This is a genomic window from Phytopseudomonas daroniae (genome assembly GCF_004327275.1).
Classification (GTDB): Bacteria; Pseudomonadota; Gammaproteobacteria; order Pseudomonadales; family Pseudomonadaceae; genus Aquipseudomonas; species Aquipseudomonas daroniae.
In genome coordinates this window covers 770,111-794,611 of the sequence record NZ_QJUJ01000001.1, presented here as the reverse complement: position 1 = coordinate 794,611, position 24,501 = coordinate 770,111, and the positions used below count along the sequence as shown (strand labels likewise).

The 24,501-nt window shown below is 62.8% G+C and carries 21 protein-coding genes; 11 read left to right on the top strand and 10 right to left on the bottom strand.

The window, feature by feature from the left end; translation table 11 throughout:
- Positions 1-231 precede the first annotated feature (231 nt).
- The 5 genes from DNK10_RS03765 (at position 232) to DNK10_RS03745 (ending at position 6,189) form a co-directional block, all read left to right on the top strand.
- A complete protein-coding gene (locus DNK10_RS03765; protein WP_131179639.1) occupies positions 232-1,491 on the top strand; it encodes a glycoside hydrolase family protein in 1,260 nt (419 codons plus the stop codon).
- A complete protein-coding gene (locus DNK10_RS03760; RefSeq protein ID WP_131190621.1) occupies positions 1,478-2,653 on the top strand; it encodes a fumarylacetoacetate hydrolase family protein in 1,176 nt (391 codons plus the stop codon). The genes DNK10_RS03765 and DNK10_RS03760 overlap by 14 nt, the downstream gene beginning before the upstream one ends.
- Before the next feature lie 36 nt (positions 2,654-2,689).
- Complete coding sequence (locus DNK10_RS03755; protein ID WP_131179637.1) at positions 2,690-4,135, top strand: aldehyde dehydrogenase family protein; 1,446 nt, start codon at positions 2,690-2,692, stop codon at positions 4,133-4,135.
- 353 nt (positions 4,136-4,488) lie between these two features.
- A complete protein-coding gene (locus DNK10_RS03750) occupies positions 4,489-5,244 on the top strand; it encodes a substrate-binding periplasmic protein (protein WP_131179636.1) in 756 nt (251 codons plus the stop codon).
- A gap of 189 nt (positions 5,245-5,433) precedes the next feature.
- Positions 5,434-6,189: a substrate-binding periplasmic protein gene (locus DNK10_RS03745; protein WP_131179635.1), complete on the top strand. Its 756-nt coding sequence runs from the start codon at positions 5,434-5,436 to the stop codon at positions 6,187-6,189.
- 180 nt (positions 6,190-6,369) lie between these two features.
- Here DNK10_RS03745 and DNK10_RS03740 read toward each other — a convergent pair whose 3' ends face one another.
- From DNK10_RS03740 to gpmI, 4 genes are all read right to left on the bottom strand, one after another.
- Positions 6,370-7,683 (bottom strand): S41 family peptidase, encoded by a 1,314-nt coding sequence (locus DNK10_RS03740; protein ID WP_131190620.1) that lies wholly within the window; start codon positions 7,681-7,683, stop codon positions 6,370-6,372.
- 33 nt (positions 7,684-7,716) lie between these two features.
- Positions 7,717-8,961, bottom strand: coding sequence for a murein hydrolase activator EnvC family protein (locus tag DNK10_RS03735; RefSeq protein ID WP_131179633.1), 1,245 nt, complete (start codon positions 8,959-8,961; stop codon positions 7,717-7,719).
- A 113-nt stretch (positions 8,962-9,074) separates the two neighbouring features.
- Positions 9,075-9,971, bottom strand: coding sequence for an NAD-dependent epimerase/dehydratase family protein (locus tag DNK10_RS03730; protein ID WP_131190619.1), 897 nt, complete (start codon positions 9,969-9,971; stop codon positions 9,075-9,077).
- A gap of 155 nt (positions 9,972-10,126) precedes the next feature.
- Positions 10,127-11,662 (bottom strand): 2,3-bisphosphoglycerate-independent phosphoglycerate mutase, encoded by a 1,536-nt coding sequence (gene gpmI, locus DNK10_RS03725; RefSeq protein WP_131190618.1) that lies wholly within the window; start codon positions 11,660-11,662, stop codon positions 10,127-10,129.
- 145 nt (positions 11,663-11,807) lie between these two features.
- Between gpmI and DNK10_RS03720 the strand changes: the two genes are divergently transcribed.
- The 3 genes from DNK10_RS03720 to secB are packed head-to-tail and all read left to right on the top strand — an operon-like array spanning position 11,808 to position 12,989.
- On the top strand, positions 11,808-12,221 hold the full coding sequence (locus DNK10_RS03720; protein ID WP_131179630.1) for a rhodanese-like domain-containing protein: 414 nt from the start codon (positions 11,808-11,810) through the stop codon (positions 12,219-12,221).
- Position 12,222: 1 nt separating this feature from the next.
- Entirely contained in the window at positions 12,223-12,477 is a 255-nt protein-coding gene (gene grxC / locus DNK10_RS03715) for a glutaredoxin 3 (protein ID WP_131179629.1), read from the top strand.
- A gap of 47 nt (positions 12,478-12,524) precedes the next feature.
- Complete coding sequence (gene secB / locus DNK10_RS03710; RefSeq protein ID WP_131179628.1) at positions 12,525-12,989, top strand: protein-export chaperone SecB; 465 nt, start codon at positions 12,525-12,527, stop codon at positions 12,987-12,989.
- A gap of 135 nt (positions 12,990-13,124) precedes the next feature.
- Here secB and trmL read toward each other — a convergent pair whose 3' ends face one another.
- On the bottom strand, positions 13,125-13,580 hold the full coding sequence (gene trmL / locus DNK10_RS03705; protein WP_131179627.1) for a tRNA (uridine(34)/cytosine(34)/5-carboxymethylaminomethyluridine(34)-2'-O)-methyltransferase TrmL: 456 nt from the start codon (positions 13,578-13,580) through the stop codon (positions 13,125-13,127).
- On the opposite strand from trmL, the gene DNK10_RS03700 reads away from it, so the two are divergent.
- Positions 13,579-14,019, top strand: a complete 441-nt coding sequence (locus DNK10_RS03700; protein WP_131190617.1) for a hypothetical protein — start codon at positions 13,579-13,581, stop codon at positions 14,017-14,019. The two genes, trmL and DNK10_RS03700, sit on opposite strands and share 2 nt — an antisense overlap.
- 671 nt (positions 14,020-14,690) lie before the next feature.
- Here the strand turns inward: DNK10_RS03700 and ntrC are convergent.
- From ntrC to glnA, 5 genes are all read right to left on the bottom strand, one after another.
- A complete protein-coding gene (gene ntrC / locus DNK10_RS03695; RefSeq protein WP_131179625.1) occupies positions 14,691-16,127 on the bottom strand; it encodes a nitrogen regulation protein NR(I) in 1,437 nt (478 codons plus the stop codon).
- A complete protein-coding gene (glnL, locus tag DNK10_RS03690; protein ID WP_131190616.1) occupies positions 16,124-17,209 on the bottom strand; it encodes a nitrogen regulation protein NR(II) in 1,086 nt (361 codons plus the stop codon). Before glnL ends, ntrC begins: the two co-directional genes overlap by 4 nt.
- A 447-nt stretch (positions 17,210-17,656) precedes the next feature.
- Complete coding sequence (locus tag DNK10_RS03685; protein ID WP_131190615.1) at positions 17,657-18,283, bottom strand: DUF4124 domain-containing protein; 627 nt, start codon at positions 18,281-18,283, stop codon at positions 17,657-17,659.
- A 5-nt stretch (positions 18,284-18,288) separates the two neighbouring features.
- A complete protein-coding gene (locus DNK10_RS03680) occupies positions 18,289-18,843 on the bottom strand; it encodes a DUF4124 domain-containing protein (RefSeq protein WP_131190614.1) in 555 nt (184 codons plus the stop codon).
- Between the two features lie 273 nt (positions 18,844-19,116).
- Positions 19,117-20,523 (bottom strand): glutamate--ammonia ligase, encoded by a 1,407-nt coding sequence (glnA, locus tag DNK10_RS03675; RefSeq protein WP_131179621.1) that lies wholly within the window; start codon positions 20,521-20,523, stop codon positions 19,117-19,119.
- A gap of 330 nt (positions 20,524-20,853) precedes the next feature.
- Here glnA and thiI point away from each other — a divergent pair, with 330 nt between their 5' ends.
- Together thiI and typA are read left to right on the top strand one after the other, a co-directional pair.
- Positions 20,854-22,308 carry a tRNA uracil 4-sulfurtransferase ThiI gene (gene thiI, locus DNK10_RS03670; RefSeq protein WP_131190613.1) on the top strand — a complete coding sequence of 485 codons (1,455 nt, stop codon included), beginning with the start codon at positions 20,854-20,856 and terminating at the stop codon, positions 22,306-22,308.
- Positions 22,309-22,480: 172 nt separating this feature from the next.
- Positions 22,481-24,301, top strand: a complete 1,821-nt coding sequence (gene typA, locus DNK10_RS03665) for a translational GTPase TypA (RefSeq protein WP_131179619.1) — start codon at positions 22,481-22,483, stop codon at positions 24,299-24,301.
- Positions 24,302-24,501: the final 200 nt, after the last annotated feature.

Genomic DNA, 24,501 nt, shown 5'->3' with positions numbered 1-24,501 from the left:
CAATGAAGCGCGATCCACGGGGTGGCCATCCACCCTACCTACAAAATGGTTGTTTTCACCTGATGGCCACTATTTCGAAGGCTTTGCAAGAGGCCTTTAGCGGCGCAGGCAGACAACGACCGTGGACGGGCGAATCGTACAAGCATTTCTCGGCATCGTCCTAACCTGCCCGGCAGATGATTTCCTATGCTGGGCCGCACGCTTACAACAACAATCGAGGAGCGACATGCTATGCCGAATGCAACGCTTTCCCCACCCGCCCTGGACGCCGAGCTGGGCCGTCTGGCTGGCGAGGCGCTCGATCTTCTGGCGCGCAAGCTGCTGGAGGACGAGCGCAGCCTGGGTCTGGCCTTTCCCATCTATACCGACGCAGATGGAAACTGGGTGACCCAATACGCCTCGGTGTCGGCCGGCTATTCGGGCGAGGCCTGGAGCCACGGCAACTGGCATTGCGGTTTCTGGGTCGGCCTGCTGCTGGCCAGCCATATCCATACCGGCGAGCGGCGCTTCCTCGAACTGGCCCGCGAACGCCTGCGCCTGATTGAGCACCGCGCCGAGGATCCGCACACCCACGACATCGGTTTCATCTTCGACAGCAGCGCGATTCCCTTCTGGCAACTGACCGGCGAGCGCGACTGCGCCGAGATCGCCCTGCGCGCCGCCCAGCGTCTACGGGCACGTATCGTCGCCACTGCCGGCGGCGCCTATGTGTCGTCCTGGGGGCCGCTGGACGACCCGCGCGGGCGCAGCAGTTCGGCCATCGACACCATGGCCAACCTGCCGCTGCTGTACTGGGCATCGGACTACAGCGGCGACGCTAGCTTCCGCCTGGCCGCCCAGGCCCATGCCGATTGCACCTGGGCCCATTTCGTGCGCCCCAACCGTTCCACCTACCATGCCCTGGAGTACGACACGGTCAGTGGCGAACGCCTGCGCGGCTACACCTACCAGGGCAGCGGCGACGAATCCGACTGGAGCCGCGGTCAGGCCTGGGCGATCTACGGCTTCACCCAGTCCTGGCTGGAGAGTGCCGACCGGCGCTATGCCGAGCACGCCCTGGAACTGACCGACTACTACCTCGAGCGGCTCGGCGACGACCCGGTGCCGCCCTGGGATTTCGATGCCCTGCCGCCCCATGACCGGGTGCGCGACACCGCCACCACGGCCATCGTCGCCTCGGCCCTGCTCGACCTCGCCGCCAGCCTCGACGACGCCCAGCGCGCCGCTTTCCTGCGCGGCAAGGCTGAGTGGATGCTCACCGGCCTGTGCGCCACCTACTTGGCCCGGGAGCCGGCGCAGCGGGGCTTGCTCACCGATGGCTGCTACTCCATGCCGCACCGCCTGGGCGAACGCGGCGCGACACTGTTCGGCGATTTCTACTGCGTCGAGGCACTGTGCAAATTGCTCTACCCGGGGCGTTTGCGGCCGATCCACGGGGCGCGTTCGATCAACCTGCCCGGCGCCGCGGAGGTTTCCCATGCAACCCATTGACAGCCCTACCTGCCTGCCCGTCGACCTGGATCGTGCCGTGCTGGTCGGGCGAGTCTGGCGTGGCGCGCCGCATCATGGCCCTGCGCTGGTCGCGGTGCGCGACGGCCAGGTGGTCGACATCAGCCGCAGCGTGGCGCTGATGGCCGACCTGCTCGACCGTGACGACCGCCTCGAACTGGCCCGGCACGCCCCCGGCGAAGCCCTCGGCGCAGCCACGGACTGGCTCACGCGCAGCCTCGACCCGCAGCCCGAGGAGCGCCTGCTGGCGCCCTGCGACCTGCAGGCGATCAAGGCCTGTGGCGTGACCTTCGCGGTCAGCCTGCTGGAGCGGGTGATCGAGGAGCAGGCCGGCGGCGATGCTGGCAAGGCCAGGGATATCCGTGCCAGTTTGCAGGCATTGATCGGCGACGACCTGTCGCGTATCCGTCCAGGCTCAGCCGAGGCAGAGGCCCTGCGCGAAGAGCTGAGCCGGCGCGGCGCCTGGTCGCAATACATGGAAGTGGGCATCGGCCCCGACGCCGAGGTGTTCTCCAAATCCCAGCCGATGTCGGCCGTCGGTTTCGGCGCCTGCGTCGGCCTGCATCCTCAGTCACAGTGGAACAACCCCGAGCCGGAGATCGTCCTGGCGGTCAACGCCCGGCGCCAGGTGGTCGGCGCCAGCCTGGGCAACGACGTCAACCTGCGCGATATCGAGGGGCGTAGCGCATTGCTGCTGGGCAAAGCCAAGGACAACAACGGCTCCTGCGCCATCGGCCCGTTCATCCGCCTGTTCGACGAGCACTTCGACCTGGACACCGTGCGCCAGGCCGAAGTCGGCCTGACCATCGACGGCGCCGACGACGGTTTCCGCCTGCAGGGCCACAGCCACATGCGCGAGATCAGCCGCGACCCGCAGAACCTGGTCGAGCAGACCTGCGGCGAGCATCACCAGTACCCGGACGGTTTCATGCTGTTTCTCGGCACCATGTTTTCGCCGATCCAGGATCGCGGCGAGGCCGGTGCCGGTTTCACCCACCATCTCGGCGACCGGGTGAGCATCGCCACCCCGTCCCTGGGCGCGCTGGTCAACGAGGTACGCCACTCGACGGCGATCGCGCCCTGGCAGTTCGGCGTGCGCGCGCTGTACCGCAATCTGGGAGAACGAGGTCTTTTGCCCCGCTAACGTTCTCCAACGGCCCGCTAGCAAGGAGTGCCACACATGCGGTTCGACAACTACATCGACGGTCGCTGGCGCGCAGGCACCGAGTACCGGAGCAATCTCAACCCGTCCGATCAGGACGACCTGATCGGCGACTATGCCCAGGCGGATGCCGGGCAGACCGGCGAAGCCATCGCCGCCGCCCGCGCGGCGTTCCCGGCCTGGGCGCAGGTGTCCCCGCAGCAGCGCTTCGACATACTCGACGGTGCCGGCAGCCTGATCCTCGCCCGCCGTGAAGAACTCGGCCGGCTGCTCGCCCGCGAGGAGGGCAAGACCCTGCCCGAGGCGATCGCCGAAGTCGGTCGCGCCGGACAGATCTTCAAGTTCTTCGCCGGCGAGGCCCTGCGCCTGCACGGCGAGATTCTCGGCTCGGTGCGTCCCGGCCTGAACGTCGAGGTGACCCGGGAGCCGCTCGGCGTGGTGGGGCTGATCACGCCGTGGAATTTCCCCATGGCGATACCGGCCTGGAAGATTGCCCCGGCCCTGGCCTACGGCAACACCCTGGTGTTCAAACCGGCTGAACTGGTGCCGGGCTGTGCCTGGGCGCTGGTCGACATCCTCAATGAAGCCGGCGTGCCCGGGGGCGTGGTCAACCTGGTCATGGGCTCTGGCGCGGTGGTCGGGCAGGCGTTGAGCGAATCGCCACAGGTCGATGCCGTCAGCTTTACCGGTTCGGTGCACACCGGCCAGCGCATCGCCGCGGCCTGCCTGCCGCTGCGCAAGAAACTGCAACTGGAGATGGGCGGCAAGAATCCCATGGTGGTGCTAGACGACGCCGACCTCGAGGTGGCGGTCGAGGCCTGCATCAACGGGGCCTTCCACGCCACCGGCCAGCGCTGTACCGCTTCCAGTCGGCTGATCGTCACCGCCGGCATCCATGACCGCTTCGTCGCGGCGATGCTCGAGCGCATGGCCGCCCTGCGCGTCGGCCATGCCCTGGAGGCGGCGGTGGATATCGGCCCGGTGGTGGATGCCGCGCAACTGCGCAGGAACCAGGCTTACCTCGACGTGGCCAGGAGCGAAGGCGGCCAGGTGCACGGCGGCGAACTGCTGGAGCGGGACACGCGCGGTTTCTTCATGCGCCCGGCGCTTGTGGTCGGCGCCGAGCCGCACATGCGCATCAGCCGCGAGGAAGTCTTCGGGCCCATCGCCTCGATCTTGCGTGCCGAGGATTATGCCGAGGCCCTGGCCATGGCCAACGACAGCGAGTTCGGCCTGTCGGCGGGCATCTGCACCCGCTCCCTGAGCCATGCCAGCCACTTCAAGCGGCATGTCCAGGCCGGCATGGTGATGATCAACGCGGCCACTGCCGGGGTCGATTATCACGTGCCCTTCGGCGGGCGCAAACATTCCAGCTACGGCCCCAGGGAGCAGGGCAGCCATGCCCGTGAGTTCTACACCCTGGTGAAGACCACCTACCTGAACGCGGGCAGCGTGCCGGCCTGAGCCGACCGGTTCAGAGAAGAGGCAGCCATCGAGCCTGTACCGGTTCCGGGCGAGCCCGCCACCTGAGTTCCTGGGAAGTTGCCAGCGCCCGGTCAACGCCATGCCTAGGGTCTGTTCCCGTTTCACGCACGGCCGCGCCGGAGCCAGTTTTTGCGCGAGGCAAGGCACGAGATGCGAAGTTTGGCGGGCCAAATGAGCCATCGAGCCATATCACGGTGCGTCGAAAGCCTTTGTGCGCCACCTTGGTGCGGGTGACCGACCGCTCAGTAATCACGATTGAGGTTTGGTCTGCCCCAAAACAGGGCTAAGCTGGGCCGCTTTTTTGAAAACCCTGACTTGGTAGGAACCTGTTTATGTGCAAGCGGTTGTGGCTGATGGGCGTGGGTGCCCTGTTATTGATGTCTGGAATGGCTAGAGCGGAAATCGACCCGAACTACAACGTAGTGTTGCTGACGGAAAACTTCCCGCCGTACAACATGGCGATCAACGGCAAGAATTTTGCGCAGGAAGACAATATCGACGGTATCGCCGCCGATGTGGTGCGCGAGATGTTCAAGCGTGCCGGTGTGGCCTACAGTCTCACCCTGCGTTTCCCCTGGGATCGCATCTATAAACTCGCACTGGAAAAGCCCGGCTACGGCGTGTTCGTGACTGCGCGGCTGCCTGAGCGCGAGGAGCTGTTCAAGTGGGTCGGGCCGATCGGGCCGGACGATTGGGTACTGCTGGCGCGCGGCGACAGCAACCTGGCAGTGAACAGCCTGCAGCAGGCCAAGCGGTACCGGATTGGCGCCTACAAGGGCGACGCCATCGCCGAGCATCTGGAACAGCAGGGGCTGCAGCCGATCACCTCATTGCGTGATCAGGAGAACGCCAAGAAACTCGTGGCCGGTCAGATCGACTTGTGGGCCACGGGTGACCCTGCCGGCCGTTACCTGGCGCGACAGGAGGGCGTCAGCGGCCTGAAAACCGTGATGCGTTTCAACAGTGCACAGCTCTATCTGGCGCTGAACCGGGAAGTGCCGGATGAGGTGGTACAGAAGCTGCAAACCGAACTGGACAAGATGCGCGCTGAGGGATTCGTCGACACCATTCTCAACAGTTATCTTTAGGCATGAAGGTCATTTGACGGCACATCGCGGGTGCTGCCGAGAGGCGCCCGGCGTGGTCATGATCTAGCCTGCATGCTGCAATGCAGTGTGCTTGGGGCACACGGTGGTCATCGCCACGGAAGGTGATGGTGCGGGGATTGGGCAGGAAGCCGGCCAACCATAATCATAACCACGCGGCGGGGACTACTGATGTTGAACACTATGAAAGCGATTGTACTGCTCGGGCTCACCCTGGCGGCCTGTGCCGCCAGGGCCGAGCTGCCACCTGATTACAAGATGGTGCTGCTGACCGAGAATTTCCCGCCGTTCAACATGGCGGTGGACGACAAGAACTTCGCCCGCGACGACTCCATCGACGGTATCAGTGCCGAAGTCGTGCGCGAGATGTTCAAGCGTGCGCAGATCGATTACACCCTGACCCTGCGCTTCCCCTGGGATCGCCTCTACAAGCTGACCCTGGACAAGCCCAACTACGGCCTGTTCTCCACCACCTTCACCCCTGAGCGTCAGCCTCTGTTCAAGTGGGTCGGCCCGCTGGCCAAGACCGGTTGGGTCTTGCTCTCTGCGCCGGGTAACAACCTCAGCGTGGCCAGCCTCAAGGAGGCCGGGAAATACACGATTGGTGCCTACAAGAACGACGCCGTCAGTCAGCACCTGGAAAGCCAGGGCCTGGAACCGGTCAACGCCTTGCGTGATCAGGAGAACGTGAAAAAGCTCACCAGCGGCAAGATCGACCTGTGGGCCACCACCGACCCGGTCGGTCGCTACCTGGCCAAGCAGGAAGGGGTCAGCGGTCTGAATACCGTGCTGCGTTTCAACGAGGCCGAGTTGTATCTGGCGCTGAACAAGGACACGCCGGACGAAGTGGTGCAGCGCCTGCAGAAAGCTCTGGACGAGCTGCGCAACGAAGGTTTCATCGACGAGATGACCAACAACTACCTCTAAAAAACGCTCAAAGGGAAACCCGGTATGGCAACGCTGTGCCGGGTTTTTTCGCATCAAGTGGGGCCGCAAGGAACGCAGGGCGGGCCGCGCAGGTCAGGCCGACGCTTGGATGGCTCGCCATTTCGCCCAAGAAAAAGCCCCATTGCAGCAGCCTGCAATGGGGCCTTGGTTTACCGAGCGTCAGTTGGCGCGGGTGATGTTCAGACCTTTGAGCAGATTCAGTGCCTGGTTCAGTTGGTAGTCATCATCCTGCGGGCGAGCCGGTTTGCCGGCGCTACCCTGGCTCGGACGGTCGGCGCCGCCGTTGCCGTTGCCCAGGTGGCCTTGCAGATCCGCTTCCTTGAGGCTCGGGTCGTCGCTCTCGCGCGTCAGCTTGGCACGTGCCACCTCCACATCCGGAACGATGCCCTGGGCCTGGATGGAGCGGCCATTGGGGGTGAAATACAGCGCCGTGGTGATTTTCAGCGCCCGGTCGTTGTTCAGCGGCAGCACGGTCTGGACCGAGCCTTTGCCGAAGCTGTCGGTGCCCATCACTACGCCACGCTTGTGATCCTGCAGGGCTCCGGCGACGATTTCCGAAGCCGAAGCACTGCCGCCGTTGATCAGCACCACCAGCGGAACGCCTTCGCTGGCGTCGAGCGGGTCGGCCGAGAAGCGCAGTTCCGAGTTGGGGATACGCCCCTTGGTGTAGACGATCAGGCCCTGCTTGAGGAAGTGATCCGCCACCTCGACGGCCGACTGCAGCACGCCACCCGGGTTGTTGCGCAGGTCGAGCACCAGGCCGCTGAGTTTCTTGCCGTTGTCCTTGCGCAGCTTGTTCAGGGCCTTGCCGACTTCCTCGCCGGTGTTGACCTGGAACTGGGTGACACGGATGTAACCGTAACCGGGCTCGAGCAACTGACTCTTGACGCTGGTGACCTTGATCACTGCACGGGTCAGCTCCACGTCGAACGGCCTGCCGCCTTCGCGCACCAGGGTCAGGAGGATTTTGCTGCCGGCCTTGCCACGCATTTTCTCCACGGCTTCCATCATCGACAGGCCCTTGGTCGGCTTACCGTCGATCTTGATGATCAGGTCACCGGGGTGGATGCCAGCTTTTGAGGCCGGGGTGTCGTCGATCGGCGAGACCACCTTGATGAAACCGTCTTCGGTACCGACTTCGATACCCAGGCCGCCGAATTCGCCGCTGGTGCTTTCCTGCAGCTCGGTGAACGCCTTGGGATCGAGGTAGGCCGAGTGCGGGTCGAGGTTGCTGAGCATGCCCTTGATGGCATTCTCCAGCAGCTCCTTATCGGTAACCGGCTCCACGTAGGCCGCCTTGATGCGATCCATCACCTCGGCGAAAGTGCGCAGCTCCTCCAGCGGCAGTGGCGCGGCGCTCTGGTCGGCAGCCGGCGGAGGCGTGATTGGAGCCTGGTCGGCATGCAGCACAGGTGCGCCACCGAGCAGGGCAATCGCCAGGGCCAGGGAGGTGAGGCGGGACAGTTGCGGCATATCGAACTAACTCCTACGACAATGAGATGGCGCTTATCCTTGCGCCCGACACCATTGGGCCGGATCGCTGGCGCGGCCCTGCTGGCGAATCGCGAAATACAGAGCCGGCGTATCCTGCCCACCGCTGGTACCAACGGTGGCGATGGGGTCACCGGCTTTGACGATGTCTCCGGCGTCCTTGAGCAGGCTCTGGTTGTGACCGTACAGGGTCAGGTAACCGTTGCCATGGTCGAGAATGACCAGAAGCCCGGATCCGCGCAACCAGTCTGCGAAGACCACCCGACCACCATGCACGGCGCGTACCTGACTACCGGCGGAAGCGCCGATCAGTACGCCGTCCCATTTAGTCCGAGCGTCTTCGCCGCGAGGGGTTCCATATCTCGCTACCAGGCGGCCGTTCACTGGCCAGGGCAGCTTGCCCTTGGCATTGGCGAAGGGGCCGCCGTAGCTGGCGCCGGAGCTGACCAGCGGGCCACTGTCCGGTGTCTTGGCGGTAGGCGCTGCGGGCTTCTCGCGGGCGGCGGCCAGGGCGCGCTGGCGCTCCTGCTCGGCCTCACGGGCCTGGCGGGCGAGGGTTTCCTCGATGGTCTTGAGTACCCGGGCAAGATTCGCCTGTTCCTGCTCGCGGGCCTTGAGGCGCTGGTCGCGGGCGGCGTAATCCTTGTTCAGCTTGGCCAGGGCTATCTGGCGCTCCTTGCGTACGGCCGCCAATTCGTTGCTGCGCTTGTCCAGCTGGCTTTTCTGTTCCTGCAGCTGGGCTTGATGATGGCTGATGTCTTTCTCGACATTATCCAGCTGGCGCAGTGTTTCGTTGAAGGCCGTCAGCTGTTCCATTCGGGCTTCAGCGAGGTAATCGTAGTAGGTCAGGGTGCGGGAGAATTTTTCCGGGTTCTGCTGGTTGAGCAGCAGCTTGATGTATTCCTGACGGCCGCCCTGGTAGGCCGCGCGGGCCTGGATGCCGATCAGCCGTTGCTGTTCAAGGCGCGCGCCCTGGAGTTTTTTTTTCTCCTGATCGAGGCGTTTGAGCTCCTCTTCGCTCTCCTGCAGTTCATCGCGCAGGCTCTTGACCTGGTTTTCCAGGTTGCCCATTTCGGTTTCGGTGGCCTGCAGCTGTTTCTGCACGCCGGATTTGTCCTGCTGCAGTTTTTCCAACAGCTTTTTCAGCTCGGCCACGTCGGCGCGTGCTGCTTCCAGCTGTTTTTGCGTGTCGGCTTTCTGATCGGCAAAGGCCGGGGTCAGCAGGCAGGCGAGAAGAATCAGGGTGAGGGCACGAAACATGGGGCAGGCGATACCTGGCGGGGAACCTGCCTAGTATGCCCGTGGTGCGGGGCAAAAAAAACGCCCTGGATCGCGAATGCCGACCCAAGGCGTTTGGCGGTGTCCCAACGGGGTCAAAGCATCTCGTGCTCGATCCACTGCAGCACCGACGAGTGGCCTGGCGTCCAGCCGAGCAGACGGCGCGCGCGCTCACCGCGTACCCGACTGTTGGAGCCCAGGCCGTAGTTGGCCATCTCGTAGCCCCACTCGGCTTCGGCCTGGGCCAGCGGCCAGTCCTGGGCTTCGCCGAGCTGCAGGGCGCGGGCCATGGCGGCGGTCATGTCGCGGAATGCGGCTTCGCCGTTCTCGATGAAGTAGAAGGTGCCTGCCGGGGTTTTCTCCAGGGCCAGCAGGTACACCGCCACCACGTCCTCGATATGCACGTTCGACCAGATGTTCAGGCCGCGGCCGACATGTCGAACCACACCGGATTTGCGGGCCTGACGCAACAGGCGCGGCAGCTGTACGCTTTCCCGTGGCAGGCCGAGGGCGTGGCCGTAGATCAGAGTGTTGCACAGTACGGCACTGCGGATCCCGCGCGAGGCGGCGGCGAGCACCAGGCCGTCGATGGCCACGCGGGCGGCCTTGTCCGCGGTTGGCGCCGGCAGGTTGTCTTCGCGGAAGATCTCGCTCGACGCCGAGTCGCCGCCACAGGCGTCGCCGACGATGCTCGAGCCGCTGGTATGCAGCAGCACCTTGCCCGAACCGTCCAGGCCTTCGATCAACGCCTCCACGGCACCCCGGTGATCGCTGCTGGCGGCATTGATCACCGCATCGGCGGCCCGTGCCTGATTGATCAGCAGTTGCCGGTCGTCGAGGCTGCCGAGCAGCGGGGTGATACCCAGCGCGGCCAGTTCGTCGGCCTGTTCGGTGCGGCGTACCAGGCCAGTGACGGTGTGTCCGGCGCGAACCAGGCCGGTTGCGATGGAGCCGCCGATGTAGCCACCGGCGCCGGTAATGAAAATGTTCATGGGTGTCCTCCTGAATGTGCCGCCAGTATGGGCAGCGCTGGCGCGGCGAGTAACCGGCTGCGGCTCAAAACAGAATTGCCCCGGGAGCAAGAGTGGGCCCTGAAAGGAAAAAGCCCCGGCAGGAGCCGGGGCTTCGGGTGACGCCGTTCATTCCCTCATTTCAGGGTAATGATGCTGGTGCCGGTCATTTCTTTCGGGATCGGCATACCCATAAGCGTCAGCAGGGTCGGCGCCACATCGGCCAGCACACCACCTTCACGCAGGCTCACGTCGCGCTTGCCGACATAGATGAACGGCACCGGTTCGCAGGTGTGTGCCGTGTGTGCCTGGCCGGTGCACTCGTCCTGCATCTGCTCGACGTTGCCGTGATCCGCGGTGATCAGCGCTTCGCCGCCGACCTTGTCGAGCGCCTCGACGATGCGTCCGACGCAGGTGTCCAGGCATTCCACGGCGGCCACGGCGGCTTCGAACACACCGGTGTGGCCGACCATGTCGCCATTGGCGTAGTTGACCACGATCACGTCGTAACGCTGGTTCTCGATGGCATCGACGATCTTGTCGGTGACTTCGGGGGCGTTCATCTGCGGCTGCAGGTCGTAGGTGGCGACGTTGGGCGAGGGGATGAGGATGCGTTCTTCACCGGGGAAGGGCTCTTCGCGACCGCCGGAGAAGAAGAAGGTCACGTGGGCGTACTTCTCGGTCTCGGCGATGCGCAGCTGGGTCTTGCCGTTGTTGGCCAGGTACTCGCCGAACACATTGACCAGCGGTTCCGGTTTGTAGGCGCTGGGCGTGTCGATGCTTGCCGCGTACTGGGTCAGCATGATGAAACCGGCTGTCTGCGGCACGCGGGCGCGTTCGAAGGCATCGAAACCCGGCTCGACGAAGGCGCGGGTCAGTTCGCGGGCGCGGTCGGCACGAAAGTTCATGAACACCACGGCATCGCCGTCTTCGACACTGACCGCTTCGCCGATGCTGGTGGCCTTGACGAATTCGTCGCTTTCGCCGCGGGCATAGGCGGCTTCCAGGCCGGCGACGGCGGTCTCGGCGCTGAACTGGCTCTGGCCGGCAGCGATCAGGTTATAGGCCTGGGCGACGCGATCCCAGCGATTGTCGCGATCCATGGCGAAGTAGCGACCGATCAGCGAGGCAATACGGCCCTTGCCGATTTTGGCGAAGGTGGCATCGAGCAGTTCGAGGGAGCCCTGAGCGCTTTTCGGCGCGGTGTCGCGGCCATCGAGGAAGGCGTGCAGGTAGATCTTCTCGGCGCCGCGGCGGGCAGCCAGTTCGGCCATCGCCACCAGATGATCCTGATGGCTGTGCACGCCACCATCGGACAGCAGGCCAAGGATGTGCACGGCCTTGCCCGCGCCAACGGCCTTATCCACAGCACCGGTGATGGCCGGGTTCTCGAAGAACTCGCCATCGCGAATCGCCTTGGTCACCCGCGTAAAGTCCTGGTACACCACACGCCCGGCGCCGAGGTTCATGTGGCCGACCTCGGAGTTGCCCATCTGCCCGTCCGGCAGGCCGACATCCATGCCGCTGCCGGAAATCAGCCCGTGGGGCTGGGTGGCGCGCAGGCGGTCGTAGACCGGCGTGTTGGCGGCGAAGATGGCATTGTGCTCGGGGGTGTCGCTGTGGCCGAAGCCGTCGAGAATGACCAGAACCAAGGGTTTGGGCGTTGCGCTCATACTGGGCTCGCTTTGCTTGAGGGACACATAGAAAAGTTCAGACATTCTACGGCCAAGGAAAGATCCCGTCACGGTCGTACGGCCTTTGGTGGGACCTGTGTGGCTGTGTATACTGGCCGACATTTTACCGTCCCGGAACCGCGTGATGCTTGCCAACCTCATTGAATTCGCTACCACCCACTTCATCCTCAGCGGCCTGTTCGTCATCATCCTCGCGCTGCTGATCTTCACCGAGCTGCGCAAGGGCGGACAGAGCCTGAGCAGCCGCGAGCTGACCGCGCTGATCAACCGCGACGAAGGCGTTGTGGTCGACATCCGTAACAAGAAGGACTTCGCCAGCGGCCATATCGTCGGTGCCCTGAACATTCCCTACGACAAGCTGACCTCGCGTATCGTCGAGCTCGAGAAGCACAAGGCCAAGACGCTGATCATCGTCGATGCCCTGGGCCAGCAGTCCGGCACTGCCGCTCGCGATCTGAAGAAGGCCGGGTTCACGGCGGCCAAGCTGGGCGGTGGCATCGCCACCTGGCGCAGCGACAACCTGCCCGTGGTGAAGTGACATGACCAAGGTCGTCATCTACTCCAGTGACTGGTGCCCCTACTGCATTCGCGCCAAGCAACTGTTGACGAACAAAAACGTGTCGTTCGACGAGATCCGCGTCGATGGCAAACCGGAACTGCGTGCAGAGATGACGCGCAAGGCCGGTCGCACTTCGGTGCCGCAGATATGGATCGGTGATACCCACGTGGGTGGCTGCGATGAGCTGTATGCCCTGGAACGGGCAGGCAAGCTCGATGCGCTGCTCAGCGCCTGATAGATCTAGAACCTTTCTTTAAGTCCATACAGCAGAAGGCTTTGCCCATGACCGAACAAGTTACCGGTGCCGCCCAAGGCGAGCAGACCCCCCAGTTCTCCCTGCAGCGCATCTACGTGCGTGACCTGTCCTTCGAAGCGCCGAAGAGCCCTGAGATCTTCCGTCAGGAATGGACGCCGAGCGTAGCGATGGATCTCAACACCCGTCAGAAACCCCTGGAAGGTGACTTCCACGAAGTGGTGCTGACCCTGTCGGTGACCGTGAAGAATGGCGAAGAAACCGCTTTCATCGCTGAAGTGCAGCAGGCGGGTATCTTCCTGATCAAGGGCCTGGACGCTGGCTCCATGAGCCACACCCTGGGCGCGTTCTGCCCGAACATCCTGTTCCCGTACGCGCGTGAAGCCCTGGACAACCTCGTGGTACGTGGTTCGTTCCCGGCGCTGATGCTGGCTCCGGTGAACTTCGACGCCCTGTACGCCCAAGAGCTGCAGCGTCAGCAAGCGGCCAACTAAGTCGTCGCTGCTCAAAGAAAGCGCCCTGCGGGGCGCTTTTTTATGGCCTGCCATCCCGGGCGGTCACCCTTCGGGCCGTCGCAAGCGACGTTGAAAATGGCTTCCAGCCATTTTTTATGCCTGGCGTTTAGCGGCTCAGCGGAAGCCCTGCTGGCGCCAGGCCTCGTAGACCGCGACGGCCACGGTATTGGACAGATTCAGGCTGCGGCAACCCTCGCGCATCGGCAGGCGCACGCGTTGCTCGTCTGGCAGGGCGTCGCGAACCTCCGGCGGCAGACCGCGGCTTTCCGGGCCGAACAGGAAAGCGTCGCCCGGTTGGTAGGCCACTTCGTGAAAGGGCTGTGAGCCCTTGGTGGTGAAGGCGAACACGCGTGGTTGGCCAAGGCTTTCGAGGCAGGCTTCCAGGCTGGCGTGGCGCTGTAGCGTGGCGTACTCGTGGTAATCCAGCCCGGCGCGGCGCAGGCGCTTGTCGTCCAGCTCGAAACCGAGCGGCTCGATCAGGTGCAGGTAGCAGCCGCTGTTGGCGCAGAGCCTGATAATGTTGCCGGTGTTGGGCGGGATTTCCGGTTGAAAAAGGATTACATGAAACATGCACGGCTCCGAGCCAGAAGACGGTGCGTATTCTACGCCCGATAAGCCGCCAAGACCGCGTCCGTGGCTACGGGTGATCATCTCGCTGGCGATCTTCGGCTTTCTGGTCGGCTTGATGGTCGGCCGACTGTTCCATCCCGACGCGATGCACCTGAAGGCGCTGGAGGCCGACAATGATCGACTGGTGCTGTGGTTCAACGTCGAGCCGCAGGTGCAGGTCAGCGATTTCCAGGGCGCATTCGCGCTGCGTTTCGAAGGGCTGGGGCGTGAGCAACAGGGCCAGCTGCAGGTAGCTGGACGAGCCGCCAATTGGCGTGTGCTGCGTGATGGTCGAGAGCTGGAGGTGCGTGTCCTGGCGGCTCGCCCTTTGCGTGGTGAGTGGAATGCCGAGGAAATCGATGGTCGCTGGCGCCTGACGATTCGTCTGGCGCCGCGGTAGCGGATAAAAGAGGGGGTGCTCGGCCTGCCTGTACCAAGGCCCCCGAAGAAAATGGGGATTCTCTGATCTGCCTGTACCAGAGCCCCCGAAGAAAGAAGGGAGTTCCCGGCCTGCCTGTACCGAGGCTCCCAAAGAAAGAGGGGAATCCCCGGCCTGCCTGTACCAAGGTCCCCGAAACTGGGTTATCTGTACCATTGCAGGTGGCGTGCCAGGTTCTGTTTTTCTCTGCAAGACCCCGTGATTACTGGCCTCCAACCGATATGGCCGATTTCTGGCGGGCGCGTAGCACGGTCGTGGATGTTCCGCACGAGTGCATGAGCGCACTACCAGTGCGCTGATCGCGTGCATTTTCATATACCCGGGAAAGGGCACCCCGGGTATCGCTGTGCTCAACCCAGGCTACGGTGCTGCGGTGCCTTTCGTAGGGTGGAACACGCTTCATCGTTCCACCATGGTTCTTGCGTGCGCTACTGCTTTAGGGGATGAACAACGCATCGGCATGTCGCGTTCTCATAGGGTGGCCGCCAGGGATGGCAGGCCATAAAAAATGGCCGGGAGCCATTTTTAACGTCGCTTGCGACGGCCCGCAGGGTGGCCGCCAGGGATGGCAGGCCATAAAAAACGCCGCGGCCTGATCAGGGCGCGCGGCGTTTCGGTGTTGCGGTCGCGGCTCAATTGTCGTCGCTGTCGTCCTCTTCGGAGCCATCGACGTTCATGCCCAGTTCCTTGATCTTGCGGGTCAGGGTGTTGCGGCCCCAGCCCAGCAGGATGGCCGCATCGCGACGGCGTCCGGCGGTGTGCTTGAGGGCCGTTTCGATCATGATCCGCTCGAAGGCCGGCACGGCAGTATCGAGCAGGCTCGACTGGCCACGGCCCAGGGCCTGATCGGCCCACTGGCGCAACGCCTGTTCCCAGTTGCTCACCGGCGCGTTGTCCTGTGGCTGAACGAGCAGTTCCGGCGGCAGGTCGTCGACATGCACTTCGCGCCCTGAGGCCATCACCGTGATCCAGCGGCACGTGTTCTCCAACTGGCGCACGTTGCCCGGCCACGGTAGTTGCTGCAGGTAATCCTCGGTTTCGCTCTTCAACAGCTTGGGCTCGACCGCCAGTTCGGTGGCGGCGCGGCTGAGGAAGTGGCGGGCCAGGGTCGGGATGTCTTCGCGGCGATCGGACAGGCGCGGAATATGGATGCGGATGACGTTGAGGCGGTGAAACAGGTCTTCGCGAAACTTGCCGGCCGTCACCAGGCTTTCCAGGTTCTGGTGGGTGGCGGCGATGATGCGCACATCCACCTTCACCGGCGTGTGCCCGCCAACCCGATAGAATTCGCCGTCGGCCAGCACGCGCAGCAGGCGGGTCTGGGTGTCGGCCGGCATGTCGCCGATCTCGTCGAGGAACAGGGTGCCGCCGTCGGCCTGCTCGAAGCGTCCGCGGCGCTGGTTGGCCGCGCCGGTGAAGGCGCCTTTCTCGTGGCCGAACAGCTCGGATTCCATCAGATCCTTGGGAATCGCCGCCATGTTCAGCGCTATGAACGGTGATGCCGCTCGCGGACTGTGGCGGTGCAGGGCATGAGCGACCAGCTCCTTGCCGGTACCGGACTCACCGTTGATTAAAACAGTGATGTTGGAATGCGAGAGCCGGCCGATGGCGCGGAACACCTCCTGCATCGCCGGCGCTTCGCCGATGATTTCCGGGGTGCGCGCTTGTACCACCGGCACGTGCAGGCCCTGCTGCTCCTTGGCGTGCTGGTTGGCACGCTTGACCAGCGATACCGCCTCGTCGACGTCGAAGGGCTTGGGCAGGTATTCGAAGGCACCGCCCTGGTAAGACGCCACGGCGCTGTCCAGATCCGAATGGGCGGTCATGATGATCACCGGCAGGCGCGGGTGCATCTCGCGGATTCTGGCCAGCAGCTCCAGGCCGCTGGAGCCGGGCATGCGAATGTCGGAGATGATCACGTCAGGCTGCTGGCGGGTAAGGCGGCCGAGTACACCGTCGGCGCTGTCGAAGCTCTGGGTGCTCATGCCTTCCTGTTGCAGGGCTTTTTCCAGTACCCAGCGGATGGAGCGGTCGTCGTCAACGATCCATACGGTTTCACTGCGGCTCATGTCGGAGTTGCTCCTTGTTCCAGCGGCAGAAAGATCGAGAACACGGTGTTGCCAGGATGGCTCTCGCATTCGATCAGGCCTTGATGCTGACTGATGATGTTCTGGGTGATCGCCAGGCCCAGGCCGGTGCCGTCGGCACGCCCGCTGACCATGGGATAGAAGATGGTTTCCTGCAGTTCCGGCGCGATGCCCGGGCCGTTGTCGATGATCTCGATCTTGGTCACCAGACGGTGGCGAACGTAGCCGATGGTGAACTGCCGCAAGGTGCGCGTGCGCAGGGTGATGCGCCCGGGTCGCAGCTCGGGTTTGGCGCCGATCGCCTGCATGGCGTTACGCACGATATTGAGCACGGCCTGGATCATCTGTTCACGGTCGATGACCAGATCCGGAATGCTCGGGTCGTAGTCGCGCACCAGCAGGATGCTGCCCTGGCTCTCGGCTTCGACCAGGCTGGCGACGCGCTCCAGCACCTCGTGCACGTTGGTGATCGCCAGGGACGGCAGCTTGTTGGAGCCGAGCATGCGATCGACCAGATTACGCAAGCGATCCGATTCTTCGATGATGACGTTGGTGTAATCCTTGAGGCTTTCTTCCGGTAGCTCGCGGGCCAGCAACTGGGCCGCGCCACGGATACCTCCGAGTGGATTCTTGATCTCGTGAGCCAGGCCGCGCACCAGTAGCTTGGTGGTTTCCTGCTTGGATAACTGGGCTTCTTCCTTGGTGATGCGCAGCAAGCGATCACGAGGATGCACTTCGAGCAGCAACATGGTTTCGCCGCGGCTGAGCACCGGGGTGACGGCGTAGTCGACGGTCAGACTCTGTCCGGTCTGGGTGGTCAGCACCGCCTCGCGTTTGTTGAACGGGTGGGCCTCGGCCACTGCCTGGCGTAGAGCGGCCAGGGCTTCGCGGCTTTCCGTGAACAGCTCGCTGATGAACTGACCGTGGCTGCGTTGACCGCTGACCGCCAGGAGCATTTCAGCGGCAGGGTTCATGTACTCCAGGCGCAGATCGGCATTGAGCAGCAGCGTGGCCGTGGTCAGGTTGTCGAGTAGCAGGCGGTGCAGGGAGTCATTGATGATCATTGGGCAGGCTCCGCCGCTCTGGTCGTGGCGTGTCCCCGGGTGAGGCGTGCCGCGACAAGGCTATGGTCGTCCGGCAGCGGGGCGCAGCGTGCTGTGTCTCGTTGCGTGTGTGGGCCAGCCAAAAGTCGTTCCTCGTGCGGTGTTCTGCAGCAGAAGGGCCGGTTGGCATGGCAAACGAGGCGCACCTCGGGCCATCCGGCAGTGCGGGAGAAAATGCAAGAAGCAAACCAAAGCCCTCTAAAGACGCGCGCAAAGGCGCAATAGGCCGGATTTGGCAACTTTTCGGCGCAACGATGAAAACCGCTGTGTGCCAATTTGGGACGAGTATAGAAATCAGTGCGCCGTATCGCACCTTTTTGGTGCGAATTGCTTTGGCGACGAGGCGCGGGCTGGTGTCAGCGCCGTGCCTCGTGCAGCAGGGGCGCGGCGCTGATCGGGCGTGGGGGGTTACAGGAAGGGAAGAATACTGATGATGCCTTTGTCTTCTTCCTTGGGCTTGTCCTTGAGCGGGCATTCCGGTCGCACGCCGTAATCGTCCTTCTTGCAGGGGCGGGCCAGGCGTTTCTGCGCCAGGGAGATGCGTACCATGTGGAAGGGCTGGCTGGGCGTGCGTTCGACGATGATGCCGCCCTCGGTGATGATTTCCACGGCGATCTGATGAGTGCCGCGATCGATATTCTCCAATGGGAACACCGGGCTGCGCCCGGCGGTGCCGACCGGCTGGCCGTCCAGCAGCAGGCGATAGCTGTGGCCTGGGTGCAGCGCCGGGTCACTGCTGGCGGTGACGATCAGGTTGCCGGCGTTGTCGCGGATGGTCGCGTCCGGTTGCGGAATGGTGATCCTCAGCAGCTCGTAACCCAGCAGCGGCATGCTTTGCATGGGTGGCGTCGCCGGCTCGGCGCTACGCGCTGGTGGTGGCTCGATGCGGTTGGAGGGCATTATCTGCAACTGTTTGGCGTTGCCGTCACGAGGGCTGTCGGTGAAGACCCGATTCCCCTCTGCATCCACATAGGTATAAACCTGGGCAAGACTTGGCAGGGCGATCAGCAGCAGACTGAAAAGCAGGGTGCGCATGGCGATCATTTGCTCGGCCGTGGTGGTGGCGGGCGCAGGGCAGGGCTGCTGGTATTGACGCGTTGCACTGTAAAGGTGCGTGTGTCGCTTTGCTGAATCACCTGCTCGCCCTGCATGACGACAACGGCCAGGCTGTGCTCGCCGCGGTCGACCTCGTTCAATTGCAGGCGCGGTACGTTGCTGGGCGAACCATAGGGTTTGCCATCCAGCAACAGGCGTAGGCTATGGCCGGGGCTCAGGCGTGGCTCGATGGTCACGCCCACGGAGAAGGTGCCGTTGTTGGCGCGCAGCGCTTCTTCGCTGGGCAGATCCCGTAGCTCCAGCACGCTATAGGGTGCCTGGGCTGCTTCGCCTTGCGTCTGGCTCGCGGGGTCAGGGGCAGTGGGCGTCGCTGGCGGCTCCACGGTATTGGTCTGCTTCAGCTCGACGTTCTCGGCTTCGACGCCATCCGGTGGCTGATTGGTGAACACCGTGTTGCCGTTGGCATCGGTGTACTTGTAGATCTGTGCGCTGACTGGCAGGGCCAGTATCAGCAGCAGGCAAGCGAGCGTACGGCGCATTGGGCCGGTCTCCCATCTAGGTGATGTCGATAGCCTTGCACCGCCGCGGCGCGCTGGCAAGCACGCTGCGCCGAGGATTTGCACTTGCCCATAAAAATGGCCGGGCATGATTCAAATGTCGCGCCGAAACAGCTCATGACGTGGCCGCCAGAGATGGCGGCAGGCCATAAAAAAAACCTCCCCGGCAAAACCGGGGAGGTTTTCTCGTGCCGCCGTGTGCGCGGCGCAGGTAGCGTAGCCTGGATTAGCCGAAGGCGTAATCCGGGTTTCGGCTTAGACGCTGTAGTACAGGTCGTATTCCAGCGGGTGTACGAAGGTGCGCACTTTGATTTCTTCTTCCGATTTCAGCTCGATGTAGGCATCGATGAAGTCGTCGGAGAATACGCCGCCCTTGGTCAGGAACGCACGGCCCTTGTCCAGCTCTTCCAGGGCTTCTTTCAGGCTGCCGCAAACCTGCGGGATCAGCTTGCCTTCTTCCGGCGGCAGGTCGTACAGGTTCTTGTCCGCTGCATCGCCAGGGTGGATCTTGTTCTGGATACCGTCCAGACCAGCCATCAGCAGTGCTGCGAAGGCCAGGTATGGGTTGGCAGAGGGATCCGGGAAGCGTGCTTCGATGCGGCGGGCTTTCGGGCTGGAAACGTACGGGATACGGATCGAGGCAGAGCGGTTGCGAGCCGAGTAGGCCAGCATGACCGGTGCTTCGAAGCCCGGAACCAGGCGCTTGTACGAGTTGGTCGACGGGTTGGTGAAGCCGTTCAGGGCCTTGCCGTGCTTGATGATGCCGCCGATGAAGTACAGGGCTGTCTCGGACAGGCCGGCATAGCCTTCGCCTGCGAAGGTGTTCTTGCCGTCTTTGGAAACCGAGATGTGTACGTGCATGCCCGAACCGTTGTCGCCATACAGCGGCTTCGGCATGAAAGTGGCGGTTTTGCCGTAGGCATCGGCCACGTTGTGCACGCAGTACTTCAGGGTCTGGGTTTCGTCGGCCTTGGCCACCAGGGTGTTGAACTTCACGCCGATTTCGTTCTGACCGGCAGTCGCCACTTCGTGGTGGTGAACTTCGATGACCAGGCCCATTTCTTCCATGGCATTACACATGGCAGTACGGATTTCGTGGTCGTGGTCGCACGGCGGAACCGGGAAATAACCGCCTTTGACGGCTGGGCGGTGGCCCTTGTTGCCGCCTTCGATGTCGGCGTCGGTGTTCCAGGAGCCTTGTTCGGAGTAGATCTTGAACATGGAACCGGAGATGTCGGACTTGAACTTCACTTCGTCGAAGATGAAGAACTCAGGCTCCGGGCCAACGAATACGGTGTCACCGATACCGGTGCTCTTCAGGTATTCCTCGGCGCGACGGGCGATGGAGCGCGGGTCGCGGTCGTAGCCTTGCATGGTGCTCGGCTCGATGATGTCGCAGACCAGGATCAGGGTCGGCTCTTCGGTGAACGGGTCGAGAACGGCAGTGCTGTCGTCCGGCAGCAGGATCATGTCGGAGGCTTCGATGCCTTTCCAGCCATGGATGGAGGAACCGTCGAACATCTTGCCGACTTCGAAGAATTCGTCGTCCAGGGCATCACGGGCCGGCATGGTCACGTGGTGCTGCTTGCCCTTGGTGTCGGTGAAGCGCAGGTCAACCCACTTCACGTCGTGTTCTTTGATCAGTTGAACAGCCTTAGACATGTTGTCCTCCAGGTGGATAGGGTCTTCTATTGACCCTTCTTTGAGTTCGTGACGCCGGGCAAGATGGTCTGCCAGGACACCCTGCCTCACAAGGGAGCAATTTGCATGCCAGTGCCCCGTGATGGGATCGTGCCCTGAAAACCAGCGCTGACGCGGGTGTCGGTGCATCGACATGGTTCGTCGTGGCTCCTTATTGGTGCGTAATAGCAGAGTTGTGTTCTTTTTTGGTGCGCTCGCGGATTGTTTGAGGATTTTTGATCAAAGCTTGAGCAATTTCCGCTATAATCCGCGCCCCTGTTTTTCAGGCCCTGGTGCCCGACATTTGCTCCCATGAAACTGATCGTCAAAGTCTTCCCGGAAATCACCATCAAGAGCCCGCCGGTTCGCAAGAACTTCATCCGGCAGTTGGCCAAGAACATCCGTGCAGTCACGCGTGATCTCGATCCGCAACTGCAGGTGACCGGTGTCTGGGACAATCTGGAAGTGAAGACCGAGGTCACCGAGCCCAGGTGTCTGCAGGAAATCATCGAACGCCTGAGCTGTGTGCCGGGCATCGTGCATTTTCTGCAGATCGACGAATACCCGCTGGGCGACTTCGACGATATCGTCGAAAAGTGCAAGCTTCATTACGGTGACCTGCTGCCGGGCAAGATCTTTTCGGTGCGCTGCAAGCGCGGTGGCCGGCATTCTTTCTCCTCTATCGATGTCGAGCGTCATGTCGGCAGCCAGTTGCGCCAGCAGTGCGGCGCTGCGGGTATCGATCTGAAGAAGCCAGAGATCGAAGTACGCATCGAGATCCGCGACCAGCGCCTGTTCGTCATTCATCACCAGCATCCGGGGCTGGGCGGTTATCCGCTGGGCTCGCTGGAGCAGACCCTGGTGCTGATGAGCGGCGGCTTCGACTCCACTGTCGCCGCCTACCAGATCATGCGTCGCGGCCTGATGACCCATTTCTGTTTCTTCAACCTCGGCGGCCGTGCCCACGAACTGGGCGTGATGGAAGTCGCCCATTATCTGTGGCAGAAGTACGGCCGCTCGCACCGTGTGCTGTTCATCAGTGTGCCGTTCGAGGAAGTGCTCGGCGAGATTCTCGGCAAGGTCGACAACAGCTACATGGGCGTGACCCTCAAGCGCATGATGCTGCGCGTCGCCAGCCGACTGGCCGAGCGCCTGCAGATCGATGCCCTGGTGACCGGTGAAGCGATCAGCCAGGTATCCAGCCAGACCTTGCCGAACCTTTCGGTGATCGATTCGGTCACCGACAAGCTGGTGCTGCGCCCGCTGATCGCCAGCCACAAGCAGGACATCATCGACACCGCCGAGGCGATCGGTACCGCCGACTTCGCCCGGCACATGCCAGAATACTGCGGCGTGATCTCGGTGAACCCGACTACCAAGGCCAAGCCGCATCGCGTCGTCCATGAAGAAGAGCAGTTCGACATGGCGGTGCTCGAACGAGCGCTGGAGCGGGCGCGCCTGCTGCCGATCGACCGAGTGATCGAAGAGCTGGGCCAGGACATTCAGGTCGAGGAACTGGCCGAGGCACTGCCCAGCCATGTGGTCATCGATATCCGTCACCCGGATCTGGTCGAGGACGAGCCGCTGCAACTGCCTGGCGTCGACGTACAGGCCATGCCGTTCTACGCACTGAACAACCGTTTCAAGGAGCTGGATGCGAGCCGCCAGTACCTCCTTTACTGCGACAAGGGCGTGATGAGCCGTTTGCATGCTCATCACCTGCTGAGCGAGGGGCATGCCAATGTGCGCGTTTATCGTCCGGCATAAAACGCCTGGGCTGAATGGCGGCAGTATCCGCCACCGACCTCCCGACCCGATTCGCGGCGGCATTGTCGCCACACATCGTTAACGAACTGCCTTTATCCTTATCCCGATTTTTCGCGTTGGGCCGCTGAATGCAACTGCTGGGTAGCCCGACCCAACCTACGAGACCACTACTGTGATCGAGAACCTACGTAACATCGCCATCATCGCCCACGTTGACCATGGTAAAACCACTCTGGTCGACAAGCTCCTGCGCCAGTCCGGCACCCTGGAGCGCGGCGAGCTCAACGACGAGCGCGTGATGGACAGCAACGACCAGGAAAAAGAGCGTGGCATCACCATTCTCGCGAAGAACACCGCGATCAACTGGAACGGCTACCACATCAACATCGTCGACACCCCCGGCCACGCCGACTTCGGCGGTGAAGTAGAGCGCGTGATGTCGATGGTCGACTCCGTGCTGCTGCTGGTCGATGCTCAAGACGGCCCGATGCCGCAAACCCGCTTCGTGACCAAGAAGGCTTTCGAAGCCGGCCTGCGTCCGATCGTGGTGATCAACAAGGTCGACCGTCCGGGCGCGCGTCCTGACTGGGTGCTGGATCAGATCTTCGATCTGTTCGACAACCTCGGTGCCACCGAAGAACAGTTGGACTTCAAAGTCGTCTACGCCTCGGCCCTGAACGGCATTGCCGGTCTGGATCACACCGAAATGGCCGAAGACATGACCCCGCTGTACCAGTCCATCGTCGACAACGTTCCGGCTCCGGCCGTTGACCGCGAAGGCCCGTTCCAGATGCAGATCTCGGCACTGGACTACAACAGCTTCCTCGGCATCATCGGCGTGGGTCGTATCGCCCGTGGCCGTGTCAAGCCGAACACCCCGGTGGTCGCCATCGACGCCGACGGCAAGCGCCGCAATGGTCGTATCCTCAAGCTGATGGGCCACCACGGCCTGCATCGCGTCGATGTGGAGGAAGCCGCTGCCGGTGACATCGTGTGCATCAGCGGCATGGATCAGCTGTTCATCTCCGACACCCTGTGCGACATCAACAATGTCGAAGCGATGAAGCCGCTGACCGTCGACGAGCCGACCGTTTCCATGACCTTCCAGGTCAACGATTCGCCGTTCTGCGGCAAGGAAGGCAAGTTCGTCACCAGCCGTAACATCAAGGAACGTCTGGACAAGGAGCTGCTGTACAACGTGGCCCTGCGCGTCGAAGAAGGCGATTCGGCCGACAAGTTCAAGGTCTCCGGCCGCGGTGAGCTGCACCTGTCGGTACTGATCGAGAACATGCGTCGCGAAGGCTTCGAAATGGGCGTAGGCCGTCCGGAAGTGATCATCCGTGAAGTCAACGGTGCCAAGCACGAGCCGTTCGAGAACGTCACCATCGACATCCCTGAAGAGGCTCAGGGCAAGGTCATGGAAGAGATGGGCCTGCGTAAGGGCGACCTGAGCAACATGGTTCCGGATGGCAAGGGCCGTGTACGCCTGGAATACAACATCCCGGCCCGTGGTCTGATCGGTTTCCGTAACCAGTTCCTGACCCTGACCAACGGCGCAGGCATCCTGACCTCGATCTTCGACCGTTACGACGTGATGAAGTCGGGCCACATGTCCGGCCGTCAGAACGGCGTACTGGTGTCGATCGATACCGGCAAGGCGCTGACCTACTCCCTGGAAACCCTGCAGGCGCGCGGCAAGCTGTTCGTCGAGCACGGCCAGGAAATCTACAACGGTCAGATCGTCGGTCTGAACAGCCGCGACAACGACCTGGGCGTCAACCCGACCAAAGGCAAGAAGCTCGACAACATGCGTGCTTCGGGTAAAGACGAAACCATCGCTCTGGTTCCGCCGGTTCGTTTCACCCTGGAACAGGCTCTGGAATTCATCCAGGACGACGAGCTGTGCGAAGTGACGCCGAAGTCGATCCGTCTGCGCAAGAAGATCCTCGACGAAGGCGAGCGTACCCGCGCTGCCAAGAAAGCCAAGAACTGATCCGGTTCTAGCTGACTGGAAAGCCCCCGCCGGCGTGAGCCTGCGGGGGCTTTTTTGTGCCTGCGATCCCTGGTCGCTCCCCCTTCGGGCCGTCGCAAGTGCCGTTAAAAATCTCCCCGATTTTTTGCTCGCCGTCCTGACAAGTCACGCCGTACGTTGTCACTCGTGATGTTGAAAATGGCTGCCGGCATTTTTCGTTT